Source organism: Microbulbifer mixtoriginis (SeqCode) (assembly GCF_052468275.1).
Window position 1 is genome coordinate 2,659,698 of the sequence record NZ_CP174341.1, and the last position, 26,690, is coordinate 2,686,387.

Genomic DNA, 26,690 nt, shown 5'->3' on the forward strand with positions numbered 1-26,690 from the left:
ACTTTACGATTCAGTCCTGTTTCTATCGCACGATTACAGTTAGCCTACATCTGTTTGGTGGATATTCTTGAACTCTCTCTCATGGTGAGTAGACTGAACAATTCGAAATGGCCGGTAAATACGAGTTTTACTCGAGAGGCAGTGAGAGAAATTGTTTACGGCTTAGTGAAAGCTATTTTTCTTAAAGGATATGTCGATATGCTAAAGGCAGAGTATCGTGAGCGCGGCCCTGTGCCGCAGGATGTGATTGAGGCGGTTCCGTTTAATGAGCCGGAACTGGAAGAGGGGCAGGTATTACTGGAAATGCTGGCTACACCTATCAACCCCTCAGATGTACTCACGCTGACCGGTGAATATGGCATGTTACCGCCTCTGCCTGCCATTGGCGGGAACGAAGGTGTTGCCAAGGTAGTTAAGCAGGGTCCGAATGTGTCAGGCCTTGATATTGGCCAAACTGTTCTGTTGCCCGTTGGCAGTGGCACCTGGGCCACGCACATGGTGGCAAATGCTAAGGGACTTATTCCTCTGCCAAATGAGGTAGATCCCATACAACTATCCATGATTACCATTAATCCCCCAACGGCCTACCTCCTGCTCAGTGAGTTCGTCGATCTGAAAGAGGGAGACTGGGTGATTCAAAACGCAGCAAACTCTGCGGTAGGAACTTATCTGACAAGTTTGGCAAAAATTCGTGGTCTGAAGGTAGTCAATGTAGTTCGCAGATCCTCGCTGATTGAGCCAATGCTAGAAGCCGGTGCCGATGTGGTGCTGGTAGATGGTGATCAGGAAGGGGAGAGCCTAGCCAAGAGGGTTAAAGCTGCAACCGCAGGTGCTGAGATTCGCTTGGGTATAGATGCCGTTGGGGGAATGGCTACTGCTAGACTGGGTGAAGCCCTTAGCGAGGGTGCCACACTAGTCAACTATGGTGCCCTGAGCGGTGAGCCATGTCTGCTCGCTCCAGGGGTGATTATCTTTAAGGATATTACTGTACGCGGATTCTGGCTGGCCAAGTGGTTTGCTAATGCTTCACCTGAGCGGCAGCAGGAAGTTTTTGGAACCATTACGAGCCTCGTTGCCCAGGGTAAGCTTTCTGCACCGATTCATGCAACTTATCCCCTTAGCGAAGTGAAGGAAGCCGTTAAAGTTGCTGCGGCAGGTGAGCGTAACGGTAAGGTTCTTCTAATTGGTGAGTCGCTACACGTTTAACTTACAAGACATCTTCTGGTAAGAATAACGTCACACTGACTTATTAGGTGCCCTTTTAGGGCACTCTATAGTAGGAGTTGCGGGGTAGCTTATTAACTTCAGGCTATCCTTATTTTACACTCTAATCAGCTAGTTAATTTTTTTACCGGAGAAAATAAGAATCTGTATTTTATAGTTTTCGCAAATAATAATGTGTAAATATGTAATCTGTTCTAGGTAAGCCCGCTAATTGAAATACTTTACCAGCCGCTCAGATCTTCTGTATCTTCTCCCCAGGAGCTTGTAGTCACTCGCTCTACAGTGCCGGTAACAACCTGGCTGCCTTCTTCCATTTTGGTAAGCTCCAGGTTATCCATAAAGTCCCACAAAGGAGATTTGCTAATGCGCAAGGCTTTTTCACTGGGAATATGATGTGGAGGCCAGAATTGGCTAGGGGTGTATGCAATATGTAGAAGATGCTTGTCTGATATGTGGGTATATAGGTTGAAACACCAATTTAGACTTTGGTTACCGTCAATAATTTCGTACCAGTTTCTGCCCTTGAATTTGTATTCTTTAATTTCTTCTATGCTCCAGGCGCTAAAAGCGTAATTGAATCCAGAATCAAGGAAATGGCCCAGATTATCTTTATGCTTATTAAATATAAATTGCTTTAACTGGTTGTGATCAGAGAGGTCGAAGACTCCAGATTTGGATGGTTCCCGTATCTGGATCACTCGAATCTCAAAGCAAGCAGTGCCAATAATCCAGGCATCTTCTGATCCCACATCTACACTGCAGCCGACATTGATTGAATGCAATTCAAACCAAATATAGGGGCTCTTATTGCCCCAAAGTGGCTGTCCACCATAAAATCTTGGATAGCTATCTTCTTTGTTGATTGGCGTAGTGTATGGGGCATAATGATTGCCTCCATAAATATGCTTTACTAACTTTCCTGTAAAAGACAGGTGCCAGCCGCCTAAGTCGTAGTGGTGTACGGGTAGCGCATTGAAGGGCAACCAGTAAATATCATTGAGTTGCTCAATAATAGGGTGGCCTAGATCCAGTGAGTCTACCTTAGCCATACTTAACCCCATCCATCTTTGAAGTTTCTTACAAATCTTATAGCCGCGTCTGAGAAAGTACGATTATTGTCAATGCTATTCATATATTTATTTTGATAATAATTGCTGCCCCCCTGTATCATTTTGTCGAACTCAGACCAGGGCGCATCCATTTTCTGGAGGCCAATCACCGCGTTATCTCCATCCTTTACTTGGTGCACCTTACTGGCTATATCATCCAGGCTATGCCTGTAACTGGTCTTTTTCGTTTGTGCACCTACGGCTTCAACTTCCCGCATCAAAAGCCCAATATTTTCTCGTGGGTTAACAAAATAAAAACAATGCTGTTGTAGCTTTTTCCCTCCGGCTATCTGGCTAAACTCCTTCAAAGTACGGTGAAGCATCTTGGCACCCTCTCCGAAAACATACCAATGATGCTTTAAAGTTTGATCTCTCTCATCCCAAGGTAGCGATTTATATAACAGGCGGGCAAGCTCTCGAGGTCCGGCGTCTGGCCCAGAGAGTTTCTGAGTCGCCGTTTTCCAGACTCCAAGCTCATCGACGAGATAGCTTGGAGCATAGTAGAGTGAAAAACAGTCGTTTAGTTGCTTTTGGTTTGCATTTCCTGTGGTCTTTAAGTAGGCACCATATTCTTTTGCGGTAGATAACGCATCATATTTAGTACCATCAAAGAAAGCGCCAATTGCGCCAATTACGGTGGGAATAGTGTCATCTTCAATGGATTCAACTCCCCATCCTCCCCTTCCTAATTTCGAGAGATAAAATCCTGCTGGCAGAGACTCCGCTCCGGAAATTCCGTTGGCTCGCTTGAGCTCTGTGATATAAACACCAGGACCTCTATTATGACTATTGCCCTCTTGGTACACGGTATAGCTAACCTGTACAGCCCCTATATTTTCGCGGTGTTGAAAGCCATTAGTTTGGTTACTTTCGGAGGTGATTCCAGCAGCGGTACTGCTGAGCTGATTTATTTGGTTTGCCGTTTTTCTGCCCGCCTCAGAGTTGATATCGATCAAATCAATAAACCGAGGAAGCAGTTTCGGATCAATAAAGACAGGCTTTCCATTTTGTCCTTTAGTGGTTTCGTGGAAAAAGATAAAGCCTGTGTAGTCAATATTGTGAGGGTTAGTCATATACTCTCATCCCTGATAGTCATTCACCATAGCGCTAAGGCGCTAAATCCATTGCGCGATCATATCATGGAGTGACTTGAAATCTGCCAGTCTTGACTACTGCCCATAAGGGTTTTTGTGTGATTTATTTCACATAGAGAAAATGTGGTACGTGTGTAATATTTTGGGGTTGTGGGTGATGAGTTGAGAGCCTTGCTTAGGTGTAATTGGCTGTAATTTTTTGTGCTGAGAATAACCTTGATATAGTCGCCTGAGAGGAGGTTGGGTGTGTCCTTTTTGGTTATGGCTGTTGTTGGATCACTTGATTTTCTGCTGTCTTAGTGATTTTTTTGTGTTTTGCGATACGTGTTATTGCGATCCATAAATGATTTTCTAGTGTTTTCTTTCAGAGAAAATTTTCTGTAAGTCCTATTCTTTTCTCGCTTTATAGCGGTTGGGAGGGAGCAACTGAGGCGATGCTCTTCAGTGAAGTTGTTGATCTGGATTTTGTGGTTGGCTCTTAAATCCAATTGTTTGAGTTCGTTATTGGGGTAAGAAATATAGCCCTCTTTTGTATGGTTTTATTTCGCCTTTTGGTTGGTGGTTTCAGTAAAAAATATAAATTATTTTAGCTGTGTTGAGTGAGGGGCTTGGCCTGCTTTCCAGGTGCGGTTATAAGCATGGGTTTATATTCGGGTCAGTTGTATGCTGTATAAGGGTTGCCACTATTAGCATGAACGTGGCGTATTTAAAGTCTAATTAATTTTCTTTTGGGGGGCTTTCCTGTCAGGTAAAAATAGAAGCTTTTGTCCCTTATATACCTATCCAGTTAATCAGATTTGGTTTCATTCTATGATTTGATTATTTGTTTGATTAATATCTAGAGGTTCCGACTTGGAATGTATGCCTTTCGCAAGGCAAGATAACAATAAAGTCACTATAGTGACATAGGTATATCATGACAATAAAAAAACAAATGATCAAATTATCCCTTTATGGGCGGCTAGTAATTCTTATGGTGGGCCTTTTTCTAGTTCCGGGCGTCAAGTCGACAACAACTCAGGGTGTTATACAACTGTCCCTGCAAGAACAGTTAGATAAAGATGTGCCTTTCAACCATTCGCAATGGGTGGGTACTCACAACTCTTATAATGCGCGGGAGTGGGACAGTGCCTATTGGGCGGATCCCAATCAGGATATTTCAATCTATGATCAGTTAAACTCCGGTGTACGTGAGCTTACTTTAGATGTCGGCGATTACGGAACATTTTTTGGGGAGAATCAGCTGCGGTTATGTCATGGTGTCTGCTTTGGTGGTGAAAAAAAGTTTCGCCGTGGGCTGGAAAGTATTGTTCGCTGGTTGGAAGAGGGGAATGTTCAGTCAGTCATATTGTTGAAACTTGAAATAAATTCTGATCATTATGGCCAGATAGCCAGTCAGTTGCGTGCTGAGTTAGGAAGCTATCTTTATGAGGCGAGTTTCTCTGGAGGGGGATCTAATCGTTGTACCGGTCTACCGGTGGATTCCTTGAGTAAGCAGAATGTGTTGGATTCTGGAAAAAATATAGTCGTTGTAAATACGGATTTAATCTGTCCACAATCAGGGAGCTTTAGGTCTGTGGTACATCTCGGTCTGCAATATCAGGGGTTCCACAAAGACAAATTTAGTAAACCTACAGATTCCAATACTTGTAAGTTAATGACGACCTCGGCAAGCAAGCAAATGACGCGGTTACACGATCCAAGCACTCTTTATGGCATTGGTAGTGGTGGTAAAGGGCCGCAAGACAAAGAAATCACTGAGTCTAATGTAAAAAGCTATCTTTCCTGTGGGCTCAATATATTTGAAATGTTCTGGTTCAATGGTGATGGTAGTGCTGGGCATCTTGAGCCCGAAGACCTACTCTGGTCTTGGGAAAGTACGGAGCCGAACAACTGGAATGGCAATGAGCATTGCGCTATTTCAAAGGTGAACGGTCGTTTTAATGATGTAGCGTGCTCCAAAAGCTATCGCTTTGCTTGCCGTGATGAAGGTGACTGGAAGATTACTGCTGCTGATGCGGACTGGTCTCAAGGAGAAGTGGCTTGTAAATATGAGTACCCTGGATCAGTTTTTGATGTTCCATTCAATGGCTATGACAATGCACGCCTTATGAGTGCCAAGATCGGAGCTGGGGTTTCCACAGTTTGGCTAGCGTATCACGATCTAAATCAGGAAGGCCTTTGGCAAAAGGGTGTGAACAAACAATAGAATAATACTGCTGCTTCAAATAAGAGGAAATCAAGGAGAGAGGTGGCCTTAATGATGAAGTAATATTTACCAAGTATTCTCGCAATTGTTGGGGGGCTGGGTTTATCGCTTGTTCTTTGCTGAGAAAAGTGCAACACAGCCCCGAATTTCTATTGAATATTCTGAGAATCTACTTTGCAGGAAATTCTCCAGATCTTTCTGGCTGTCTAGGGTGTTAGAAAATATTCCTTTCTTGTTGTAGAAGGTCATTAATCGTTTGGCGATTGCACTTTTGTAAACACCTTCATGTAAAATTGTAGAGCCAAAGATAGTGCCATGATCTGAGAGTAGTTTATTAAGATAATCTATGGCAATAAGCTTTTCTGATAGTCTCCCCGGTAAGCAATGGAATAAATAATTAACAGAAATGGAATCAAATGGCTCTATATCATTAGGCATTTCACCCAGTACGTTTGTGTGAAATAGAATAGGTTTGTATCTTGCAACACGCTTTGCTGAGATATTCAAGCAGTTCTGGTTTAAATCCATAAGTGCCAATCTGATATGAGGTGAGGGAAAATGACATTTATCCATAAAATAGCCAGTGCCGACACCCACGTCCAAGTGATTGACGCTTACATTTTCATCAAATTGCCGAAGAATTATTGGTGTAGGGCAGCGCCAAATAAAGCGATTTGATAAAAATAACACCCAAAAATCATATAGCCATAACAGTGTCTTGGAATATGCGGCTTGGCCCTTCCAGACTTCTTTACTTATTCTCATGATACTCTCCAAGCTACTGGGGTGGCCGATAGCTGATAAGGTTGCTCCTGATTGAGGATGTAAGCGTTTATCGTGGGAAACCCGCCAGAACCTTTTAATTGATCTCCTGAGTTTAATTATATGAATCGTACATTTGTGGCCTTTAAGGTCAGTATCCTTGCCTCGGTTTATGTCTGCGCCATCTATTGATGGATTGGTTGGACACAGTGGGATATAGCAAAACATGACGATGTTGGTATGAAATGCTAATGGATTAATAGGTCATATCAAGGGAAAACCGATCAGTTACTCCAGGCATAAGTAGCTACAGATTAAAAAGAGTGGGGAAAATGAAGGTGAGCGATTATGCGACAAACCACCGCCGGTCATTGGCCGGCGATGGTGACATATGGCGTTAAGCCTGGGTAGTGAGGTATTTCAGAATATCGATAACTTGTGCAGGGCTCTGGGCCCAGGCTTGGGCTGAACCATCGACTTCTTTCAAGGCGTGAACTAGGGATTCATCGTGTAGAGTGATATAAGGCTTTCCCAGGGCTGCGCAGTAACCGGCATCGAATGCGGCGTTCCACTGCTTATATTTTTCTCCAAAGCGAATGATGGCCAGGTCGCAGTTCTCAATAGAGTGTTTGATTCGGATGGCATTGACCTTGGCCGATTTATGATCACGCCAAAAAGAGTTGAACTCTTCACCAAGGCCATCACCCGCCGCATCACTGGCATCGTGATCAGTCACTGCGGATGAAAAGCTGATATCTAACCCTAGATTTTTGCAACCCTCTATAATTTGGGTTCTCCAGTTAGAATGAATTTCACCGGAAAGGTACACTTTTAGCTTCATGGGGCCGCCTCTTGGGATAATAAGCACTATGTATCGTATAGTTGTGGCTTATTTTACATGATGCTGCAGTGGATAGGAAAAGACACGGTATGGGCTGCAGCCTCTACAGTGAATGTAGGGCTGGCCCTAAGGCCAGCACATTGAGCTTAACTTTAAAGTTAGAGTTTTTGCTTGATAAAGGTTACTTTATCTGGCGTTTTACCAGCTGGTAGCCGGGTAGAATGCATTTGGCGGAGTAACCAGTTCCCATCTACCTTGGCTAGGACGGCACTCTCCAGCCAGATAACATCCTCGCTTTTGTTTTTCTGGGTAAAGTTGGCTTTGTTCCAATAATTGACAGTCAGTAATTCGCCTTGCTGCTCGTAGTTGATGATGCTGAAGTAATTCGTTCGGGTGTAACCAGCGGGTTTAACTACATTAACAAGATCCTCTATGGTCCAGATCTCCCCATGTTCTAAAAGGATGAATGAATCAGTAACCGTACTTCTCATTGCCTGATGATCAAAATTTGACATGGCGGCAAAAAGTTTGTTGATGGTGTTAAAAGCTTCAGGCCTCTTGTCGGCATAGCAGCTGGCGGTGACGAAGAGGAGTAGCAAGCCGAAGAAAGTTCTGGTCATAATGTGTATCTCCCTATACTCGTGCATTTTGATGTAAACCTGTGCAGGTCTGCAGTGATTATATCTTTGCAAAGCAATGGCCGGTCAATACTGATCTTATGTGTTTGGTATCTTGAGCTGTATTGTTTAGGAAGGCTTCCCCCATATAGGATCCCCTTTAATTCCTGTTATGTTTATTTGGGGGCTCGGCAGGGCTTTTGCCGGGTTGATGAGGTGGGCTTACTAAGGAGCTACTAAGCCGGCCGGGATGCAGCTAACTCCAATATCGCCTGGCATTGAGATTCGATGGTGCTTGAGTTACCGGGGATTTTTTTTGCACTCCATTGCAGTGCATGCCAAAGTACACATAGATATTTATAGATTAGCCGCCAATGGTAAAGGCGCTGCCTGTCATCTCCATTTGGTGGGTGATGGAGATAATTGACCAGTAGCTGTTGTTGCTCAGCAGGGGAAAATTGGTGCTCCTCAACCAAAGCGGCAAGGTCATAAAATCGATCTCCCATGGAAGCATATTCCCAGTCGATTGCGATTAGCTCCCCGCTGGTACTTTCGATCAGGTTTTCTTTGGTTAGGTCATTATGACAGAGACCGGGAGTATCACTTACAGCCTTTAAAGCGCTAATACTGCTGGATAGTTCACGGTGTAATTGTTTAAGACGTGGATAGAAATCAGCTTGAGTATTAATCGATGACCAATAGCGGTCTATTTTCTGATCAATATCCAGGTGGTTCTTAACCGGCGAGAGAGAGTGAATGCTATTAAGTCGTTTGGCAAGCCGCTTCAAAGCGCTGGGGCCCTCTTTGTGCCAGGGTTGGCCTTGAATAAACCTTGTTACCAAATAGTGATATTGAGGGTCACAATAGACAAGGGGAGCACAGAGCCCGGCGCGAGTGGCTTGGTTGAGGACTTGGGCCTCTGTTGCCCGGTCGAGATCCAGCGCTTGGCTAAGTGGGGAGTTATGGCGAATAACCAGGAGCTCTTCCCCTGATGAAACTAAATAGGTTCGATTGGTCTGCCCACCTGCCAAGGTCTGTATAAACCTAGGTCTGGACTGGCTCCACTGATGCCAGTCGCAGGGAATGATGTCGCTTGGGCTTTGGCGCATAGGTATAGATAGGGCGATATTGCTACTGCAAAGCGGCGGAGGCTTGTCTTCCCGTTAAAGAGGTTAGTCCGGGCTGATTTTGCTTATTGTAGATGGATTTCCACTGGAAAAAGCCAATAACAACCAATACCACGTAGAGCAAAAAGAGGAGCGCAGTCAGGTACAACCCTCTATCCAGGTAAAGGTAGATGGAGGCCCCATCCACTACAATCCAGTAGATCCAGTTCTCCAAAACTTTGCGGGTCACCATATAGGTGGTGACCACAGCTCCCAAAGTGGTGAAAGAATCGAGATAGGGTAGGGCGGCACTGGTAAAGTTATCTAGCAGATAACCGAATACTAGGGTTAGCAGGAAAACGCCACTAATCACCATCAAGTGGGTTTGCAGTGGCCAGCGATGAATTCTTAAATCTTTGTTTTTATCCTCGTGATGACGCCATTGCCACCAGCCAAAAATCGCCATGCCCAGGTAGAACACTTGCAGTGCTGATTCCATTAGCAGGCTGACATCCCAAAATAAAACTAAATAGATTGCCGTGCTGATAAAGGCAGCATACCAGCAGCTGATTTTCTCGCGCATCGCCAATAACAGGTAAGCAAGGGCGAGAACAACAGCTGCCACTTCCCAAAGAGACATGGCTGCAATTGAGGTGCGCAGAATTTCTAGGAGCTCTGAGTTAAGCATGGGGTTTTGCCGGGGCTAGGTCGCCATCAATAAATTTACAAACAAAAATAGCGCGTCCAAACTGCTCATAGGATTTGCGCATTTCTATTTTGAGAACATCCATTAGCAAATCATATTCGCCAAATACCTGAGTGCTCATAGTGTTAGTGATTACTCTCAGGCCTGAATGGCTATTCAGGCGTCCAATAAAGGCTCGAATACTGGGTATGTACTCATCTTTGAGAGGGTACATGCTGATTTCTGCGGAGAGCTGCATAGCTTTTCTCATTATTCACCGAGATCCAGGGGGTAACTATCCTTGGCTCTTATTTATCCAACCCGATTAAGTCCGTGAATTATCAGATAGCTATGTATCTGATGATTCACGGGCGTTAACCATTGGCTATTTGCTAAATTACAAGGTGTCCTATTAGAAAGTATAAGTACCGGTTATCCCGGCAATACGTGGTTCACCCTGTTGATAATAAGCCTCTGAGGTATAGCCATTAACTGGGTTATTTCCAAAATAAAAGCCTCTGGTATAGTAATCCTCACCTGTCAGGTTTCTACCCCATAGAGAGACTTCCCAGTTATCAAGCCTATAGGTGAGGCGGGCGTTAACCAATTCGTAGGCCGTGGATTTTTCATTGTGGCTATTAGAGAAGTAAAACTCATCCTTGCCTTCCAATTCCAGACGCAGTACCCAGTGGGTAGTGAGATCAATCTCGGTGCCAGTGAAGAACTGATAGCTTGGCGCATGAGCTACATCACGCCCATCCAGATTTACCGGAGATAGTACCGTACCGGTTTCTTCATCCTTCTCTGTATCTACGTGGGTACTGCTTATAAAGTTTTCAAACTCGGCGTTTAGCCAGCCTGCAGAAGCGAAGAGGCGCACAGTATCCGTGGCTTGGAAATTTATTTCCGCCTCAAAGCCGTAAGTTTCACCACCTGCTGCATTACCCAGGTATTCCCTAAACTTTTTACTTTCTGGATTAAAGAGTGATTGTTTGGCTTGAACATCGCTGCGGTCTTGGTAGAAAGCTGCTAGCTGCGCCTGTAGGCGGTTATCCAGCCAGCTGCCTTTGGCGCCGAGTTCGTAGTTAAGCAAATGCTCTGTATCAAACTCGAACATCTCCCTGTAAGTTTCTTCATTACTCGCGAACTCTGCGATGATCGCACCGTTCACACCCCCTGCCTTATAGCCGCGTGAAACGGTGGCGTACAGTAGCGTGTCTTCAGAATAATGATATTCCAGGGTTATATTTCCACCCCACAAATCCTCATTGCTATCTGCCTTAGTGGAATAGGAATCAGAATAATCCGCGCTGCGTTTTTCCAGGCGAAGCCCGGTAATCAGGTTGAGAGCGTCGGTTAGTGTGGTGCTCAGCTGTCCGTAAACAGCGCTGTTTTTGGTATCAAACTCACTGCTAAAAAAACTGTATTCCGTGATTGTGCCTTTAGTTTTTCCTGAAGTCTGCAGGAGGTCTTCTTGCTCATTACGATGATAAACCCCCAGTACCCAGCTAGTGCGCCCCGCAAAGAGTTTGGAGCTTTCAGTGGAGAGCAGGCGTAAATCCAGGCTGGCGTTGTCTTTGTCCCGCTGGTAATTGTCAGTTTGGCTGTATTCCAAAGGGTGAAATCCGATATAGCTCCAGTCCTCATCGTATCCGTATTCGGTATCGGAATTGGCATGGCTTAGGGTGGCTTCAAGAGTGAAATTCTCGTTACCAGACCACTGCCCAGTTAAAGCGCCAGCCCAGCTTTCCTGCTGGTCCCGACCGGGCTTGTCGGAGAGGGTCTTGCGGGTATTGTATAGAGAAAAGGCATCGTAGCCGTTATCGGCGTCAAGGTAGAAAAGGGTGAGGCCGAGTTTTAAATCGTCACTGGGAGAATAGGCCAGCTTACCGCGCAGTACGGATTCATCAATATTGTTGGTGTCATCACGGCCCAGGTACTGATTTTCCATATAGCCGTCGGACTTTCGCTCGCTGGCGGCTATACGGTAGCCAAGCTGCTCAGTCAGGCTGCCGCTGCCAATGGCGGTAAGGCTACGACCACCGTATTCACTCAACTCGGCGGAGACTTTGCCCGTTGTTTCTGAAGTGGGCGCGGCACTGCGCATATTGACCAGGCCTGCTAGGGCATTGGCGCCATACAAGGTGCCTTGCGGGCCTCGTAGAATCTCGACTTGTTCTATGTCCAGGGTGTTGGCGGCCAGGCCAAGGCCTGTGAAGTCGATACCATCAATAACCAAGCCGACTGAAGGGTTTACTGGGTCGATAAATTGGCTGCGTTCACCGATACCGCGAACCTGGATAAAGCGCCCCCGTGAGGCGCCCGTAGAAAAATTGACATTAGGTGCCATGTTCAGGAGTTGGTCCAGGTTGCCAGCTCCGCGCGCCTCAATACTGCTGGTGCCGATTACACTGACACTGCCGGGTAGATCTAGCAGGTTGGTATCACGTAATTGAGCTGTCACTACCACTTCCTCAAGCCCGCCCTCCATGGGCTTAGCGGCCATTGCTAGCCCAGCGGACAGGCCAGCCACAAGGCCGATAGATTGAGCAATCGGGCGGATTGTGAACAGTTTTTTCATGGTTCTCTCTCGAATCAACACTAATGAAAGAGACCCGGAGAGCGACGAGGGGAGGGCTTTGGCACGCCTACCTATTCCTACGCCGGTATTAACCGGATCAGGTTCAAGGGTTTGCTTAAGGTGATCTTCTTGATCCCTTTGCATCTCAGGCCTTGGCCACCCCTTAGGTTTTTGCGGGCGCGATGATAGCAGATGTTTCGCCTTTTATGGGCAGGAAGGCGTTTTTGATTGAGATTAGGCCGCCTGGCTATGGGGGGCAGAAGTATTGGTATTAAAGAATATCCAATATAATTTTAGTTTTCGGTTGCCAGGCTGTGGCTAGATTTAGGGTTGGAGTAACAGTGAAAAATTGTCCAGGTTGTAATGAGAAGCCTATCTCTCTGATTGGCTGGTGTAGTGGTCTCAACTCGATAAAATGTGTCTGTAAAAGCTGCGGTTTGAATTTGTCAGCAAATTTTGTCACTTGGCTTGTACTGTTTGTCATTGTTGTAATGATGGGTGCAGTTGCTTATACCGCATTAGTTCACTTCGATGTACATTTTAAGCAGGACCGGTGGTTGCTGATTGGTTTGATCTCTATCCCTGTGCTTATCGGATCGTTGCTGGGGTATTTGGTTGGTGGCTACAAGGTGCAGAAAAGGGGCGGTAGGTAGAGTAGGGTATATGCAAGTATTCATCGTGTGGTGACTTCCTACGTTGAAGGGGCTAATAGTGGCATTTCAAAGGCAGTGTCACTCTCTTGAATAGTAACTTTTGTCCATTGCCCATGGTAGATTGGTAGAGAGAAATTGATGGAATTGGTAGTACAAGAAAAATTAAAAGCACTTGAAGCTAAGAAAGGTATAGAAATTTTATATGCCTGTGAGTCTGGTAGTCGGGCGTGGGGCTTTGAGTCGCCGGATAGTGATTGGGATGTACGTTTTATTTACAAGCGAGATCTTAACCACTATTTGACACTTGGGACTCCTAGAGATGTTGTAGAAGTGCCTTTCGATAAGACCTTGGGGGATGAGCTTGACCTTGTTGGCTGGGATATCAATAAAACCCTAGGACTGTTAAGGGGCAGCAATCCGACATTAATCGAGTGGCTGTTTTCACCAAAAGTGTATTTCAAACGGCAAGAGGTTTTGGATGAACTTCGGAGCCTGGCGCTCAAGTGTTGGCGGCCGCGGGCCTTAGCGCATCACTATATCAGCATGGGGTTTAACTGTTATACAAAATTTGTGCAAGAAAAGGACGCTGGTGTTAAGGAAATTAAGGTTAAAAAGCTGTTATATGTAATACGCTCAATTCTGAATGCGCTTTATATAAAAAGATTTCTATCGATCCCTCCAGTCAACTTTATGCAAATGTGCGAAGAATTACTAGAGGATGATCAAGAGGAATGGCTATTCAAGCTGATAGTCAGTTTGATTGAGCAGAAAAAGGGGTTGGATGAAGGCAGTTTTGTGATTCTAGATGGTCAACTTGATGATTGGATTAATGCCAAGCTGGATCGCGGAGTGGCTAACTCAATTGAAGAACGACCTAAATTAGATTTACAAAGTTTTGATAAGGTTTTTCATTGGGTGCTTGGTGTAAATCTTAAGTAATATTTCTTTAAAGCTTGGGGCCTGGCTGATTCAGCTTGGGTAGTGGATATTTTATTCTCGGCTTCTCAATTTTATTTTTTGCGAGCTTAAGTTAGTTCATTTTTCAAAAAATCAACAAAGACTTTTGTTTTGGCTGGCATAGCTCTACCGCTTGGAATTAGGGCGCTTACCGGTGGTCCTGGCACTACTTTTTCAGGGAGCAGTTGAACAATTTTACCATTCCGGATGGATGTAAATGGATTGGTTAAACCTCCTGTAGTTTTCTCAGTAGATATTGCTTGTATTGTAAATGCAACTCAAGCATCAAGTTTTCTTCTTTCTATTTCACGGGAGGCGAGCTTTTATCATGACTCTCTTTTAAATAATGGTTTAGAAATTTCTGGGTACCATTACATGGTCTTACAGGTGAAGGGTAATTTTCACCTTGAGGCATTTTTAAAGCCATAGTATTCATTAGATGTTCATGCTGCTTTCGATATTCTTTCAGTGAACTTTAGGGAGATCCCCTGTTTCAACTTTATTCACCGGATGGAAGGAAGCATCTTATGACTGAGGCAGAGAAAAGGCAGAGAGCAAGAAGTCGCTGGAGACATTTGCGTTCTACATTGAAAACGCTGGGGCTTTTAGGTCGCTCAAGGGGGGCAAAAATGGTAGCCACTCCTTATTGGCCGGAAGTTCATCATCCCAACCACCAGGCGACCCATGGCCGTAATGGCAATGTCCGCTATCTCTCCGACCGGGATAGGCAGAAACATCTGGCCACATTTACAGGAAACATGCTGGTTATTCCTCCGCAAAGAAGGTTTGAGCTGGGTATCCTGCAAAACACTGCGGGCAACATAATTTATGTTGTGGATTCACAGCGTAATTTCTATGTCGGAAGAAAAAACTTAGGTCATTTCCATCATTCCTCATTTCTGGCTGGTGGGTCGGTGTTGGGTGCAGGAACCATTGTGCTGGGTGCTGGTTATCAAATACTTGAGGTCAATAACCACAGTGGTCACTACAGGCCAGGTGCCCGGGAATTGAAGCGGGTGGCGCTTGCTATTAGTACGCTCGGTGGGGATTTGAATCAGATACCATTTCGTGTATCGGGGGCAGGGCCCGATGTTGTTTATGGTAATGGGTTAGCACTTCTCGACGCGGCGATCTAGTTGGTTTGGTTGGTGCTTAATAGGGGGAAGCTGGAAAGGGCTTGGGTCGCCCTCGGTTTTCTGTATATGAGATTTGTGAGGGGGTTCAGGCAAGGTATAAAATTGGGGAAATAGAAGAGGACAATGCCGGGGTAGAAGCAGTGTGCCCTTGCCAATGTGGACAGGGGCACACTCAGTCGAGTATCGACCTTAGAAGCGTCTGCGGAACATTGGCAGAGGTTGATCTACACCGGACTGATAGCTGTCCCCAAAATCCTGTAGGGATTCTTTCAGGCTGGTGAGGGATTGGTTGCCTTCAAAGGCGTAGGCGTTAAAGCCACAGCGCTGCAGGTAAGTGAGCTGGTCGCGCATAAAGCCACCCACCGCACGCAGCTCCCCTTTAAAGCCAAAGCGCTCGCGCAGCATGCGGCCGGCGGTAAAGCCGCGGCCATCGGCAAATGCCGGGAAGTTAACTGCGATCAACGGAAAATTATTCGCCTCGTTGCCGATAAGCTCAGCACCTTCGTCGCTGTCTATCCAGACCCCCACTTCTGCACTGCGTTCTGCCAGGGCCTCCCGATGGGCTAACCACTGGCGCAGCGGTAGGATCAGCTTGCCGGAGGGCAGGGTATTTGGATCAATGGTTTCCTCTTCCTCCAGTTGAGGTAGTAGCTGCCAATCATTGGCGCTGACCTCACCATTGAGAATTAGCTCGGAGGGGTTGCCCGGCTGTGGGCCCAGCTTAACTGGCTTTGGCATAGACTCTCTCCTTGAAGGGCTGCAGGCCGATGCGGTTATAGGTGTCGATAAAGGGCTCTTCTGTCTGGCGCTGTTCGATGTAGAGATCGAGGATCTTGCCGATCACCCCGGTAACTTCTGCGCGAGAGAAGCTGGGGCCCAGTACCTTGGCCAGACTGGCTTCGTTGGAAGCACTGCCGCCTAGTTGTATCTGGTAGAACTCCTCGCCTTTCTTGTCCACACCGAGGATGCCGATATGGCCCACATGGTGGTGACCACAGGCATTCATGCAGCCGGAAATGTTCAGATTCAGATCGCCCAGGTCGTAGAGGTAATCCATATCGTCGAATTGGCGCTGAATGGCTTCGGCGACTGGGATCGACTTGGCGTTGGCCAGGGAGCAGTAGTCGCCGCCGGGACAGCAAATCATATCGGTGAGAGTGCCAATATTGGGTGTGGCAAAGCCGTGTTTGCGCGCCTGTTGCCACAGCTCGTACAGTTGGTCCTGTTCCACATCGGCCAATACCACGTTTTGGTCGTGGGTGGCACGGGCTTCGCCGAAACTGTAAGCATCGGCCAGATCGGCGATGGCCTCAAGCTGGCGGTCGGTGACATCACCAGGGGGCACACCCGTTGGCTTGGTGGAGAGCTTGATAGCGCGGTAACCCGGTACTCGGTGAGGGTAAGTATTGCGCTCCAGCCAGCGCGCAAAAGCCTTGTCGCTATCAGCCTGCTGCTGCAGGGTCGCCTCGCTGGCTGCACCATCAAAGCTCTTGTAGTCAGGCTCGGTAAAGAAGGACTTGGCCCACTGCAGAGCTTCTGGGGTCAATTTCTCTACCCCGTCTTTAATGTGCTGCCACTCTTCTTCCACACGGCGGCCAAATTCTTCGGGGCCTAGGGCTTTCACCAGAATCTTGATGCGCGCCTTGTATTTGTTATCGCGACGGCCCAGCTGGTTGTATACCCGTACAATCGCTTCCAGGTAGGAGAGCAGATCTTCCTCCGGCAGGAAATCGCGGATGGTTTCGGCGATAACTGGTGTGCGGCCCTGGCCGCCACCGACAAGCACCTGGAAGCCAATCTCTTCGCCGCGCTTCACAATCTGCACACCGATATCGTGTACACGAATCGCAGCGCGGTCCTGCTCGGAACCGCTAACCGCGATTTTGAACTTGCGCGGCAGGAAGGCGAATTCCGGGTGGAAGGTGGACCATTGGCGGATCAGCTCGCAGTAGGGGCGGGGGTCGGCAATCTCGTCGAGAGCGATGCCCGCATAGGGGTCAGAAGTCGTGTTGCGGATACAGTTACCGCTGGTCTGTACAGCGTGCATCTCCACTTCAGCCAATTCGGCCAGAATAGCTGGGACATCTTCCAGCTGGGGCCAGTTATACTGCAGGTTCTGGCGCGTGGTGAAGTGAGCGTACCCTTTATCGTAGTCTCGGCTGACGCGGGCGAGACGGCGCAGCTGGTTGCTGTTGAGCAGGCCGTAGGGCACGGCGATGCGCAACATGGGGGCCAGTCGCTGAATATAGAGGCCATTTTGCAGGCGCAGTGGCAGGAATTGTTCCTCACTCAACTCGCCGGCGAGGTAACGTTCCGTCTGGCCGCGGAACTGGGCAACGCGATCATTGATGATGGCGCGATCCCGGTCGTCGTATCGATACATAACAGCTTGATTCCATTGCCTTTGTGCGCGGATGGTGGAGAGAGGGGCAAGCCCCGGATGGTTCTCCGCTGGCGCCTAACATACCAGTACGCTTATGCAATAAATAACAATATTTTCCGCTATGTCTGTAACCAACAGTTATAAGAGGGTACCGCTGGCTTAGGAGAGCCGGCAAGTAAGCGTTTTCTGTTCCCGTTGATCATATTTGATTGCGGGTATCACTGTAGATTATAGCGACAACGCTTTTCTGAGGGGTAGCTTGGATAACTCGTGTGAAGCCAAGGAGTATCACAGGGGAGGACAACTTTGATGCTCACCTCTACGATCTTTGATAATGGTCATGAGCTTGTTATGGAGGTTGCTGGCCAAAGGATCTATGGGGGAGCAAGTTCAGTTATACCGGTTCGGGATTGCTGTAAGTCTAATTTTTTTGGCCGGGTGGCTATAGCGGCTCTCGCAGGATTACATTACTGGGAGTCTCCTCGTGTATTCTCAGCGAGAATGAATCCATCATCGTTCATAGCAAGAGGCTCGTTTTGAAGTTGATGCAGCTGTACTGCGCTTATAATGAGCGTAGATTGTGGGTGTAGCTTCGACTCTGATGATGGAGTTCTTGCAAGATGGTAAAGAAATGGTGTTAGTTCTTCATTATTGAGGCCCCGTTAATGCTCTCAATTCACTTGCCACCTTCGGATCACGTTTGATTAACATTTGGTGAAGGCAGGGCGGGAAGGATTCAATTGGTTGGCACTGATGTCGGTTAGGGGTAGCCTCTGCAGGCTCACCGGCGTTAGAAAAAGCCCCTTTCAGTTTACAGAAGGTTTTTTGGCCGGCATTGAGGCTTCCTCAGGCATCCGGTCAGATAGAAAAGGTGGGGAGACTGCCGCCCCTTATTGGCCTGGCTTCCCCGCGATACGTTTCCTTTTACTTCCTTCAATACTTCTTTTCTGAAGACGTATTTATTTGATTGATACCTTCGTCTTAATTATCGCTCCTGACAATTTTGTAAAAGGGAGGGGCTTTTGTAAATTCAGCCTGATAAATCCTTCGTGCTAGTATTTTTTTGCTGAAGGGTTATTTCATTTTGTGAGGCCTGCAAAAAATTAGAGCTGTTTGTGCTGCGGGGTTTCACTGAAAAATTATTCTTCAGTTCTCCAAGGGAATGCAAATCTGGCACACGTAGGAAGGCACACTCAAGATTCTCTGTTTGGGGGCAAGTTTTGGGGGTAAAAAGTGTGGAAGCGGTTTATTTTTTGCATGATGTGTCTTGTTGAGGGCATGAGATGTTTGCCTTAAAAATTACACGGCCAACAAAGCTCGCGTAAATCATAGCGAATAGGTGATGAAGGTGAGGCTTAAGCTTGCTCCTGAGCTTAGGATAATTCCAGGTTAAGAAATCAGATAACAGAAAAATCAACCTGACAATACGATATATTTATTCTGCACACCTGACTTAATTGACAGCGGATGCCCTATTGTTAATTTTTTTTGAAGTTGATTTATATGTCAGTATACTCGCGCGCATTATCCCCGCCTCAATGATCGGGTGTGGTTTTTTCCAGTAAAAAGTAAAGAGCATCTCCGCTGTGTCAAAGGATTGTATTGCGCTAACTCGTGCCTGGTTGTCTGGGCTTATTTTTCTTTGTTTATCTTCTGTGGCTTTGGCGAACATATCGGGCCCCACATCCAGTTCTACAGGAAAATTTACAATATCCGGAATTGCACGTGCCCAGTTTCTTACTGAGTACAGAAATGGTCTTGCAATAAGAGATATTCCCGTCAGCGAGGGTTCGATATCAATTGCTGTTTCATCCTCAGGAACCTATAAATATGAGGGTTGGTGGCGGTTCTGTTTACTTGATAAGCCAGGGCCGGGTCCACTTGCGTTGAGTCTCCCCAATCCCGGTCCCGGCTTGCCTGACCCTGGCCTACCTGATCCCGGTCAGCCCGATCCCGAACCCGATCAGCCTGAAGACAGTTGTGAAGCATGGGATAGCAGGAAGAACTCCATCGGCAGCCATACAGTTGAAGTTACTTTAGAGCCTGATGCCACGCCCCCGGGCCCTATTTATTTTCCAGCTATCAGTACTTTGCCTGATGTTAGCGAAGACATTAAGTTGGGCTATCCTACGAGCCTCTTCAGAGTGGCCTGGGGCGAAGCTTCTGAAAAGCCGAAAAGATATGAGCTTTGGCGAAAAAGTGGGGAAAGTACCAGCTGGCAAATGGAGTACTCTGGTCCAGATCTTTATAAGGATTTTACTAATCTGTTAACCGACACCTATCAATTTCGGGCTCGAGCCTGCAATTCTGGTTGTAGCAGCTATACAGATATAAAAAGTATCACCTTAGTTGAAACCCCATTTGAAATGTCTGCGACAAGTGATGGGGATGGTGGAATATCTGTTAGTTGGTGGCCGGTTAGGGGGGCCGATCATTATATTCTTCAAGAGCAGAAGGATGATGGTCCCTGGGTTGAAGTTTACAGTGGGGCAGAGAATCGCAAAACCCTAACTGGCCGCCGTTACGGTAGGTTTGGATATAAAGTTGCCGCGGTCAAAGATGGTACCACTGGAGGGGCTAAGGCTACTTGGATCACCGTAGAATGGGTTCCTGTTTCTACGCTTCCGAATGTGGGCACGGTACCGTCGCCTACCGATTCCAGTGTATTGGCCTCCGACCGGGTTGGAATATTGCCTGGGGAATTCCGTGTGAGTGAATCTGGTGCGGCTACTTACACAATTCCTCTTCAGGTGGGCCCGTCATCAGGTGGTAGTACTCCGGATCTCAGTGTGACTTACAGTAGTTCCGGCAGCAATGGTTCTCTAGGGGTTGGCTGGGGTATCAATGGGTTGTCCGTTATCACCGCTTGCCGCAAAACTCTTGAAGAAGATGGTGCTAATGGCAGTGCTTTTGACCGATTCTGTCTAGATGGCCAGCGTCTGAAACTGGTGTCGGGACAGTACGGAAGTTTCGGTAGTGAGTATCGCACCAGCATCGATAGCTTCGTACGGGTAAGCTTGGTTTCAAGCTCTACCGGCAACGGTCAGGGCTTTGAGGTGTATCGAAAGGATGGCTCTATCTCTTATTACGGTATGAATGCGGATGCGCAACAGGAAGGTGCTTGGTACTTGAATACCCAAGAAGATAGCGTTGGCAATCGTATTGAGTACACCTACCTGAAAGATACCGCGCTCGGCGAACACCTGATTGAAACGGTAGATTATTCCGCGAATGGTCACTACTCAACACTGAATCGGATTCAGTTCCACTATGATACGAACCGTAACGATAAGATATACGGTTACCGCTTCGGACAGAAGATAGCCGCAACTCGCAGACTCACAGCGATTAGTTCTAGCGCGGACTCTGTGGAGTTGCGCCGTTACAATTTCAGTTATCAGGAGAGTGCTACCGGGCGTTTACTGCTAGAAGAGGTGGAGGAGTGTGTAAATAGTAATTGTCGCAAGCCGACAGTGTTTACTTACGCAAAATCTGACAGTGATGGCTTAGTTAATGGTCTTGCCAATCCTGCTATTTTCCACTCTGGCTTTGAGGGTGGTAAATATGGCGATGTGAATGGTGATGGGCGCACAGATTTTGTATTTATTCGTTACGATGGTAGCAATGGAAAACGCTATATTCGTATTGCGCTTGGAACAGAGCAGGGTTCACTTGCTATCCAACCAGGACAGATGCGCATTCGATCCAACGAGCGGAAAGAATGGCACCTGTTAGATTATAATAATGACGGCATGGATGATTTGCTGCATACGCCAATATCTGACAGCTCTTCCTATTGGGAGGTGAATTATTCGAACGGTTCAGCGTTTAGCGTTACAGATACGCCTACTGCAATTACCTTCCAAAAAGATCAAGTAGGTCAAATGCATGATTTTAATGCAGATGGGTTGCCGGATTACATATATTTTACAGGAGGTAACGCAAACCTTTTCAATAATGGGGAAGCTAAAATAAAAGTTAGAGAGCTGCAGCGTAGCAGTTCAGGGAAGTTGTCTTTTAAAAATAGTGAGGTGGTAAGGAGCCTATCCCTCCCCAGCTCTACTCCCCCTGGAGGTAAAAATTTCCTTTACTCTGGTCTGACACGAGTGAATGTGCGTGATAAAGACATTGTTGCAGATTTTAATGCTGACGGTGTTGCGGACTTAACCGCAGTTGTATCAACCCACTGGCGTTGTACTGAAGTTTCTATAGATTGTTATGAAGGAATTACGTCGCAAACGGATTATCATTTTGTAGTGCTGATGTCCGATGCCAATGGTAGGCATTCTACTGTTTTTTCACGTAAATTATATAATAGTGGTGGCTCCACTGAGCATATGGTGAGCGATCTCAATGGCGATGGCTTACCTGATTTACTTTTTAGAACTAATAATACAGGTACCTGGGGAATTTATCACTTTACTGGTGAGAAATTTATTTCTGCAGGTTCTCTGCCTGCTATCGTAGATGACAATATTCAGTTGTATGATTGGGATATGGATGGTCTGATCGATATTCTCTACCCTAATGCTAACGATAAAATAAATAATGAATACCAGTATTTATATGCACTCCTCAATAAATCAAACGGCTTTGGTACTGGATTCAAGACTGGGTTAATACTTGGTGTGGATAAGAATGATCACAGTCACTATATTATGGATGTGACTGGGGATGGTCGTCCTGAAATTGTTGAAAATTGCGCTAACCGGGATGAAAAAGAAAACCATTGCGATGATATGCGCAGCCGCTCAGGCTTCTTTAGTAGTTCTGGCTCTACAGATAAATATGTGCGTGTCCTCAAGCCTAAGCATGGCGATAAACCGGTTGATATTCTTGAATCTGTTGAAAATGGTTTCGGCGTTAGAACAGAAATTCAATATTCGCGCCTTAATGATGACAGCTCTAATGTCTACACCCGCAAGAAGGGTTCCTTCAAACTAAATTACGGGCGTGGTTCACCTGTTTTTGATCTGTATTCACCGACGTACGTGGTGAAGAAAGTGACTTCTGATGCGCCGGCGGCCAACGACAATAGCAATACTGTAGAGGCGCATTACCACTATGCAGGTGCACGTATGCAGAGTGGTGGGCGTGGCTTCCTTGGATTTGAGTCAGTCACTACCTATGATCCACAGAATAAGGTGAAGACTACAACACACTACCGTCAGGATTATCCCTTTATCGGAATGCCTTCACAGACGGCCAAGGTGATTGAACCGAATGCAAGCAATATCAAAAATCCGGCTACCTGTAGTGAATCCAGCCTGAAGTTAATTAATTGCTCTATTAATACGCTTAAATCGGTTGAGCCGGTATCTGGTAAAACAGTAATGCCTTATATCAGCCAAGCACAAGACAAGTCCTATAGCCTGAATGGTGATTATCTGGGTAAGGTGGTGACTTCCACTAACTATACGGCTGCTAACGATATCAAATATGGTAACGTCAGCTCGGTGGTGGTTAAAAACTACGACGCCTCTAACACCCTAGTGCAAAGCAAAACCACAAGTAACAAGTACAATAATGTAGTCAGTAGTAACCGCTGGCATTTGGCTCGCCTAAGTGAGAGTAGCGTTACTACTCAACGGTATGGGAGCTTGGCTGCACCACAGATCAAGCGCACTGTACATTTTGGTTATGACGACCAGACTGGCTTGTTAACTGATGAGTGGGTAGCCAAGGGTAGTGCACAAGAGTTGCATACCCACTATGAGCACGATCGCTTTGGCAATCGCATTAAATCTATTGTCACGAATGCGCTTGGTGAAAGCCGCACCAGCCGCACTGCTTATGATAACTATGGCCGCTTCCCCATCAGTCAAACCAATGCTCTTGACCAGACGGTAGCCCGGTATCTGGAAATAGATGCCTATGGTCAGCCGCGCGAAGTGTTAGATATTGGTGAGGTGGCTACCATTTATGCTTATTCCGAATTTGGAACTCGCTTCTTTGAGTACCATGAGACAGGCAGTTATAGCACTACCCTGAGCGCGCTTTGTGCTGACAGTGGTGGCTGCCCCACAATAGCTGGGGTGCCAGCCCACTTTAAAGTGACCACTACCGGGATAGAGCAAGCCAAGAGCGTGACATACCACGATCGCTTGGGCCGCGAGATTCGAAAGCAAACCCAGGACTTTCACGGTAATCCGGTATTTGTCGATACTCAGTACGATGCGCAGTCCCGCGTTAAAAGGATCTCTGAACCCTATAGCAGTAGTAACTCCCCAAGCTGGACTACTTACTCTTACGATATTCTAGGGCGTACCACCAAAGTGGACGCTCCTAGTGGCCAGTGTGATAGCACCATTACTTACAATGGCCTGATAGAAACCATCAAGAACTGTGCTCAGCAAACCAAGGTTACCCAGAAAAACGTCCTCGGTGAGTTGGCTCAGGTTACCGATAATATCGGCGGTAAACTGCAATACAGCTACTATGCCGATGGCAATCTCAAACAGGTGCGCACCCTGAACAGCGGCGGCGCTGAAACTTCGGCAACTCGCGTTGATTACGATTATCTTGGTCGCAAGAGTCGCATGGTGGACCCGGATAAGGGCACCTGGACCTACGGTTACACAGGCTTTGGTGAACTGGCATGGCAGAAGGATGCCAAAGGGCAGGGCACCGCCATGAGCTATGATGCCCTCGGCCGCATGGTGACTCGCGCCGACTACACTAGCTTCGATAGCAATAACCAAACGGGTACCCTGCAGAATTTTAGCCGCTGGTTTTTCGACGAGTACCCCGGTTGTAACTCGATCAAGTTTAAGGGTAAGTTGGTGGCTGTGGCCCAAGCTCCCGTTGCTATTAGGCCTGGCTGCAATGTCAATATGGAGGACGTCAGTTACTTAAAGCTGATGTACTACGATAAATACGGCCGTCTAGGCGAGACTGTTACCGGGCTCGGTGTACTCGATGGCGAGGGGGACTTTTATGAAAAGGTCACGTACGATCAATACGGCCGCATTAGTGGCAGTTTCGATGCGAGTAATCAGCAGCTGAGCAAGGGCGAGGGCTACTTGCGTGGTGTAGAAACGGTTTACAACCCATTTGGTTTTAAAGTGGGTGTGCGTGATGTAACCGCCCCTGCAGATAGTGGTTATTATTACCGGGTTAAGCGCATGAACCTGCGCGGCCAGGTGGAAGAAGTATTGCTCGGCAATGGCCTCACCACCACCTATGCCTACGATCCACAACATCACCGCCTCACCAGTATCCTCACGGATATCAATCCCGGTGTCGGTCAGGTGCAGAATCTGCATTACGACTGGAATGCCATCGGCAACCTGCTCTCTAAAACCGACCTCAGTGGCGATGGTAGTTACAGCAAGGACCTGCAGGAACGTTTTGAGTATGACGGCCTCAACCGCCTTCGCTATGCGCGCCTCTATCAAGCCGGCAGTCAAGCTGCCACCCAGGAGGTTCGCTATGATGATGCCGGTAATATCACCTATAAAACGGGCGTTGGTAGTTATGAGTACAATGGCCCACGCCCCCATGCGGTAACCAAAGCCGGTAATACCACCTATCACTACGACGACAACGGCAACATGAGCAGCGACTCGGGCAGCCGTACGCTGGACTACACCATCTTTGATAAACCCAGCCTGATCACTAAGGGCAGCCACGATACACGCTTTACCTACGGCCCGGATCGCAGCCGCTTCAAGCGCGTGGACGATAATGGCAAAGGCACAGTGACCACCTTGCAGATCGGCAGCGTTGAGAAAGTGATTGAGCGCAGCACCTCCGGTGCTTATATCAAGAGCTTCTATCGCCGTAATATCGCAGGCGTTGCTATTGAGCGTGTCGAGCTGAATGCATCTGATGAAATTGCTGGAACCAGCACCCAATATTTGCACAAAAACCTGCAGGGATCTCTGGATGTTATTACCGATAGCACCGGTCAGGTTGCCAAAGATACTGCGGGCAACAAGCTGGTTTATAGCTTTGATGCCTGGGGTAAGCGCCGCAATGCCTTAAGCTGGGAACAGATTGCCGGCGCGCCTGCGAATACGGTTAGCGCCCTCAGTGTGGGAGCCTTTAATCACCTGAGTAGCAACCGCGGTTATACCGGTCATGAAATGCTGGATGAGGTGGGCCTAATCCATATGAATGGACGGGTCTACGACCCAACCCTGGCCCGTTTTGTCTCTGCGGACCCAATGATTGATGGGGTCACCTCGGTTCAGGGCTACAACCGCTACGCTTATGTGCACAATAATCCGCTGACTTACACGGATCCATCTGGGTACAGTTCCTGGAATAAGTTTAGAGATGCTTTCATTAATAGCCGCGATATTCATCGCTATATGGCCGGCAAGCCATTTTTGAATGCAATTGCACAAGTTGCCATTTGTGTAGCTTCTAATGCTGGTTGTCCGGCGGCATTAGCCATGTACAACGCAAATCAAACCTATCAACTAACAGGAGATATAGGGTTAGCTTTCCGCAATGGTGTCTTTGCAGCAGTTTCAGCGGCAGCCTTCTCCGGCATGCCCAGAGGATGGAGTCCGACTAATATTGCAATCCGTGGAGTAACCGGAGGTATATTGGCAAAACTGGGTGGTGGAAAGTTTGCCCACGGTTTTGTCTCGGCGGGAGTCGGTGGTGGATTTGGGGAAAATACGCATGTAGCCGTTAAGATGGTGGTTTCAGGGCTGGTATCTGAGGCTACAGGTGGCAAGTTTATTAATGGGGCGGCGACTGCTGCATTCGCAATAATAGCTAAAGCAGTTTCTGAGGAAGGCTTTGGCCAATTTAAGACGGACTCTCAGCTGTTAGAGGGTTATCGAGAAAGTCTAAATAAATATGGAAGTACCAGTTCTTCATTTGAGGTTTCCGAAGATTTAACCATTGATTACACGATTAGTGGGCCAGACGGGTTTTCAAAAACTGTAAGTAATAACCTTGCTCGTCTGAATAAAACTGAAAAAGGTCGACAGATTTTAGTTGGTATTGCTAAGAGTGATACAAAACTAAGCATTTTCTACAATCCGGGGCAGAATGCGGCAACACAACGTAGGTTTTGGGATTTTTCTTGGGAGGGGACAACAGTTGCCTATGATCCTAACTATGTTCGGGCACCAGCAGGCCTTTTTGTGACAAACTCTGGCAGGCCAATTTCACCACTAATATCGCCAGTACATTCCCTGGCCCATGAGTTGATTCATGTTTGGCAAAATTCTTCCTGGTCTAATGTCGTCCCACAAGTGAGTGGGGTGGTTGTAAGTGAAAATCCATGGGAAAGGCAGGCTTCAAACCATATGAACTTACTGCGTGCAGAGCAGCGCTCAGGATATATTCGAGTTAGATATTAAAAATGATAGA

Annotated in this window: 16 protein-coding genes and 1 riboswitch; of the genes, 5 read left to right on the forward strand and 11 right to left on the reverse strand. The window is 47.0% G+C overall.

Features of this window, described 5'->3' with window-relative positions:
- The first annotated feature begins 198 nt into the window (after positions 1-198).
- Entirely contained in the window at positions 199-1,206 is a 1,008-nt protein-coding gene (locus ACJJIC_RS11770; RefSeq protein WP_444890587.1) for a zinc-dependent alcohol dehydrogenase family protein, read from the forward strand.
- A 239-nt stretch (positions 1,207-1,445) separates the two neighbouring features.
- Here ACJJIC_RS11770 and ACJJIC_RS11775 read toward each other — a convergent pair whose 3' ends face one another.
- Both ACJJIC_RS11775 and ACJJIC_RS11780 read right to left on the reverse strand, forming a co-directional pair.
- A complete protein-coding gene (locus ACJJIC_RS11775; RefSeq protein WP_444909855.1) occupies positions 1,446-2,273 on the reverse strand; it encodes a hypothetical protein in 828 nt (275 codons plus the stop codon).
- 2 nt (positions 2,274-2,275) lie between these two features.
- The gene (locus ACJJIC_RS11780) at positions 2,276-3,406 is read right to left on the reverse strand and encodes a hypothetical protein (RefSeq protein WP_445356985.1); all 1,131 of its coding nucleotides are present in this window, start codon (positions 3,404-3,406) and stop codon (positions 2,276-2,278) included.
- A 937-nt stretch (positions 3,407-4,343) separates the two neighbouring features.
- Here ACJJIC_RS11780 and ACJJIC_RS11785 point away from each other — a divergent pair.
- Complete coding sequence (locus ACJJIC_RS11785) at positions 4,344-5,636, forward strand: phosphoinositide-specific phospholipase C-related protein (RefSeq protein WP_445356986.1); 1,293 nt, start codon at positions 4,344-4,346, stop codon at positions 5,634-5,636.
- A gap of 102 nt (positions 5,637-5,738) precedes the next feature.
- Here the strand turns inward: ACJJIC_RS11785 and ACJJIC_RS11790 are convergent, their stop codons facing one another.
- From ACJJIC_RS11790 to ACJJIC_RS11820, 7 genes are all read right to left on the reverse strand, one after another.
- Complete coding sequence (locus ACJJIC_RS11790) at positions 5,739-6,401, reverse strand: class I SAM-dependent methyltransferase (protein WP_445356987.1); 663 nt, start codon at positions 6,399-6,401, stop codon at positions 5,739-5,741.
- A 394-nt stretch (positions 6,402-6,795) separates the two neighbouring features.
- A complete protein-coding gene (locus tag ACJJIC_RS11795; RefSeq protein WP_445356988.1) occupies positions 6,796-7,239 on the reverse strand; it encodes a YtoQ family protein in 444 nt (147 codons plus the stop codon).
- Between the two features lie 158 nt (positions 7,240-7,397).
- Entirely contained in the window at positions 7,398-7,859 is a 462-nt protein-coding gene (locus ACJJIC_RS11800; protein ID WP_445356989.1) for a nuclear transport factor 2 family protein, read from the reverse strand.
- A 233-nt stretch (positions 7,860-8,092) separates the two neighbouring features.
- On the reverse strand, positions 8,093-8,965 hold the full coding sequence (locus ACJJIC_RS11805; RefSeq protein ID WP_445356990.1) for a phosphotransferase: 873 nt from the start codon (positions 8,963-8,965) through the stop codon (positions 8,093-8,095).
- Positions 8,966-8,987: 22 nt separating this feature from the next.
- Positions 8,988-9,650, reverse strand: coding sequence for a nicotinamide riboside transporter PnuC (pnuC, locus tag ACJJIC_RS11810; protein WP_252085582.1), 663 nt, complete (start codon positions 9,648-9,650; stop codon positions 8,988-8,990).
- Complete coding sequence (locus ACJJIC_RS11815; RefSeq protein ID WP_252085985.1) at positions 9,643-9,906, reverse strand: hypothetical protein; 264 nt, start codon at positions 9,904-9,906, stop codon at positions 9,643-9,645. Before ACJJIC_RS11815 ends, pnuC begins: the two co-directional genes overlap by 8 nt.
- 153 nt (positions 9,907-10,059) lie before the next feature.
- Positions 10,060-12,228, reverse strand: a complete 2,169-nt coding sequence (locus ACJJIC_RS11820; protein WP_445356991.1) for a TonB-dependent receptor — start codon at positions 12,226-12,228, stop codon at positions 10,060-10,062.
- A 57-nt stretch (positions 12,229-12,285) separates the two neighbouring features.
- A riboswitch (TPP riboswitch) is annotated at positions 12,286-12,402 on the reverse strand.
- A gap of 617 nt (positions 12,403-13,019) precedes the next feature.
- On the opposite strand from ACJJIC_RS11820, the gene ACJJIC_RS11825 reads away from it, so the two are divergent.
- Positions 13,020-13,820 (forward strand): nucleotidyltransferase domain-containing protein, encoded by an 801-nt coding sequence (locus tag ACJJIC_RS11825; protein WP_444909847.1) that lies wholly within the window; start codon positions 13,020-13,022, stop codon positions 13,818-13,820.
- A gap of 545 nt (positions 13,821-14,365) precedes the next feature.
- Positions 14,366-14,974, forward strand: coding sequence for an IQM protein middle domain-containing protein (locus ACJJIC_RS11830; protein ID WP_252085585.1), 609 nt, complete (start codon positions 14,366-14,368; stop codon positions 14,972-14,974).
- A 189-nt stretch (positions 14,975-15,163) separates the two neighbouring features.
- On the opposite strand, the gene ACJJIC_RS11835 is transcribed toward ACJJIC_RS11830, so the two are convergent.
- On the reverse strand, positions 15,164-15,712 hold the full coding sequence (locus ACJJIC_RS11835; protein WP_444888780.1) for a DUF934 domain-containing protein: 549 nt from the start codon (positions 15,710-15,712) through the stop codon (positions 15,164-15,166).
- Positions 15,696-17,357 carry a nitrite/sulfite reductase gene (locus tag ACJJIC_RS11840; protein ID WP_444909846.1) on the reverse strand — a complete coding sequence of 554 codons (1,662 nt, stop codon included), beginning with the start codon at positions 17,355-17,357 and terminating at the stop codon, positions 15,696-15,698. The genes ACJJIC_RS11835 and ACJJIC_RS11840 overlap by 17 nt, the downstream gene beginning before the upstream one ends.
- Positions 17,358-19,243: 1,886 nt before the next feature.
- On the opposite strand from ACJJIC_RS11840, the gene ACJJIC_RS11845 reads away from it, so the two are divergent.
- Entirely contained in the window at positions 19,244-26,680 is a 7,437-nt protein-coding gene (locus tag ACJJIC_RS11845; protein WP_445356992.1) for an RHS repeat-associated core domain-containing protein, read from the forward strand.
- The last annotated feature ends 10 nt before the right edge of the window (positions 26,681-26,690 follow it).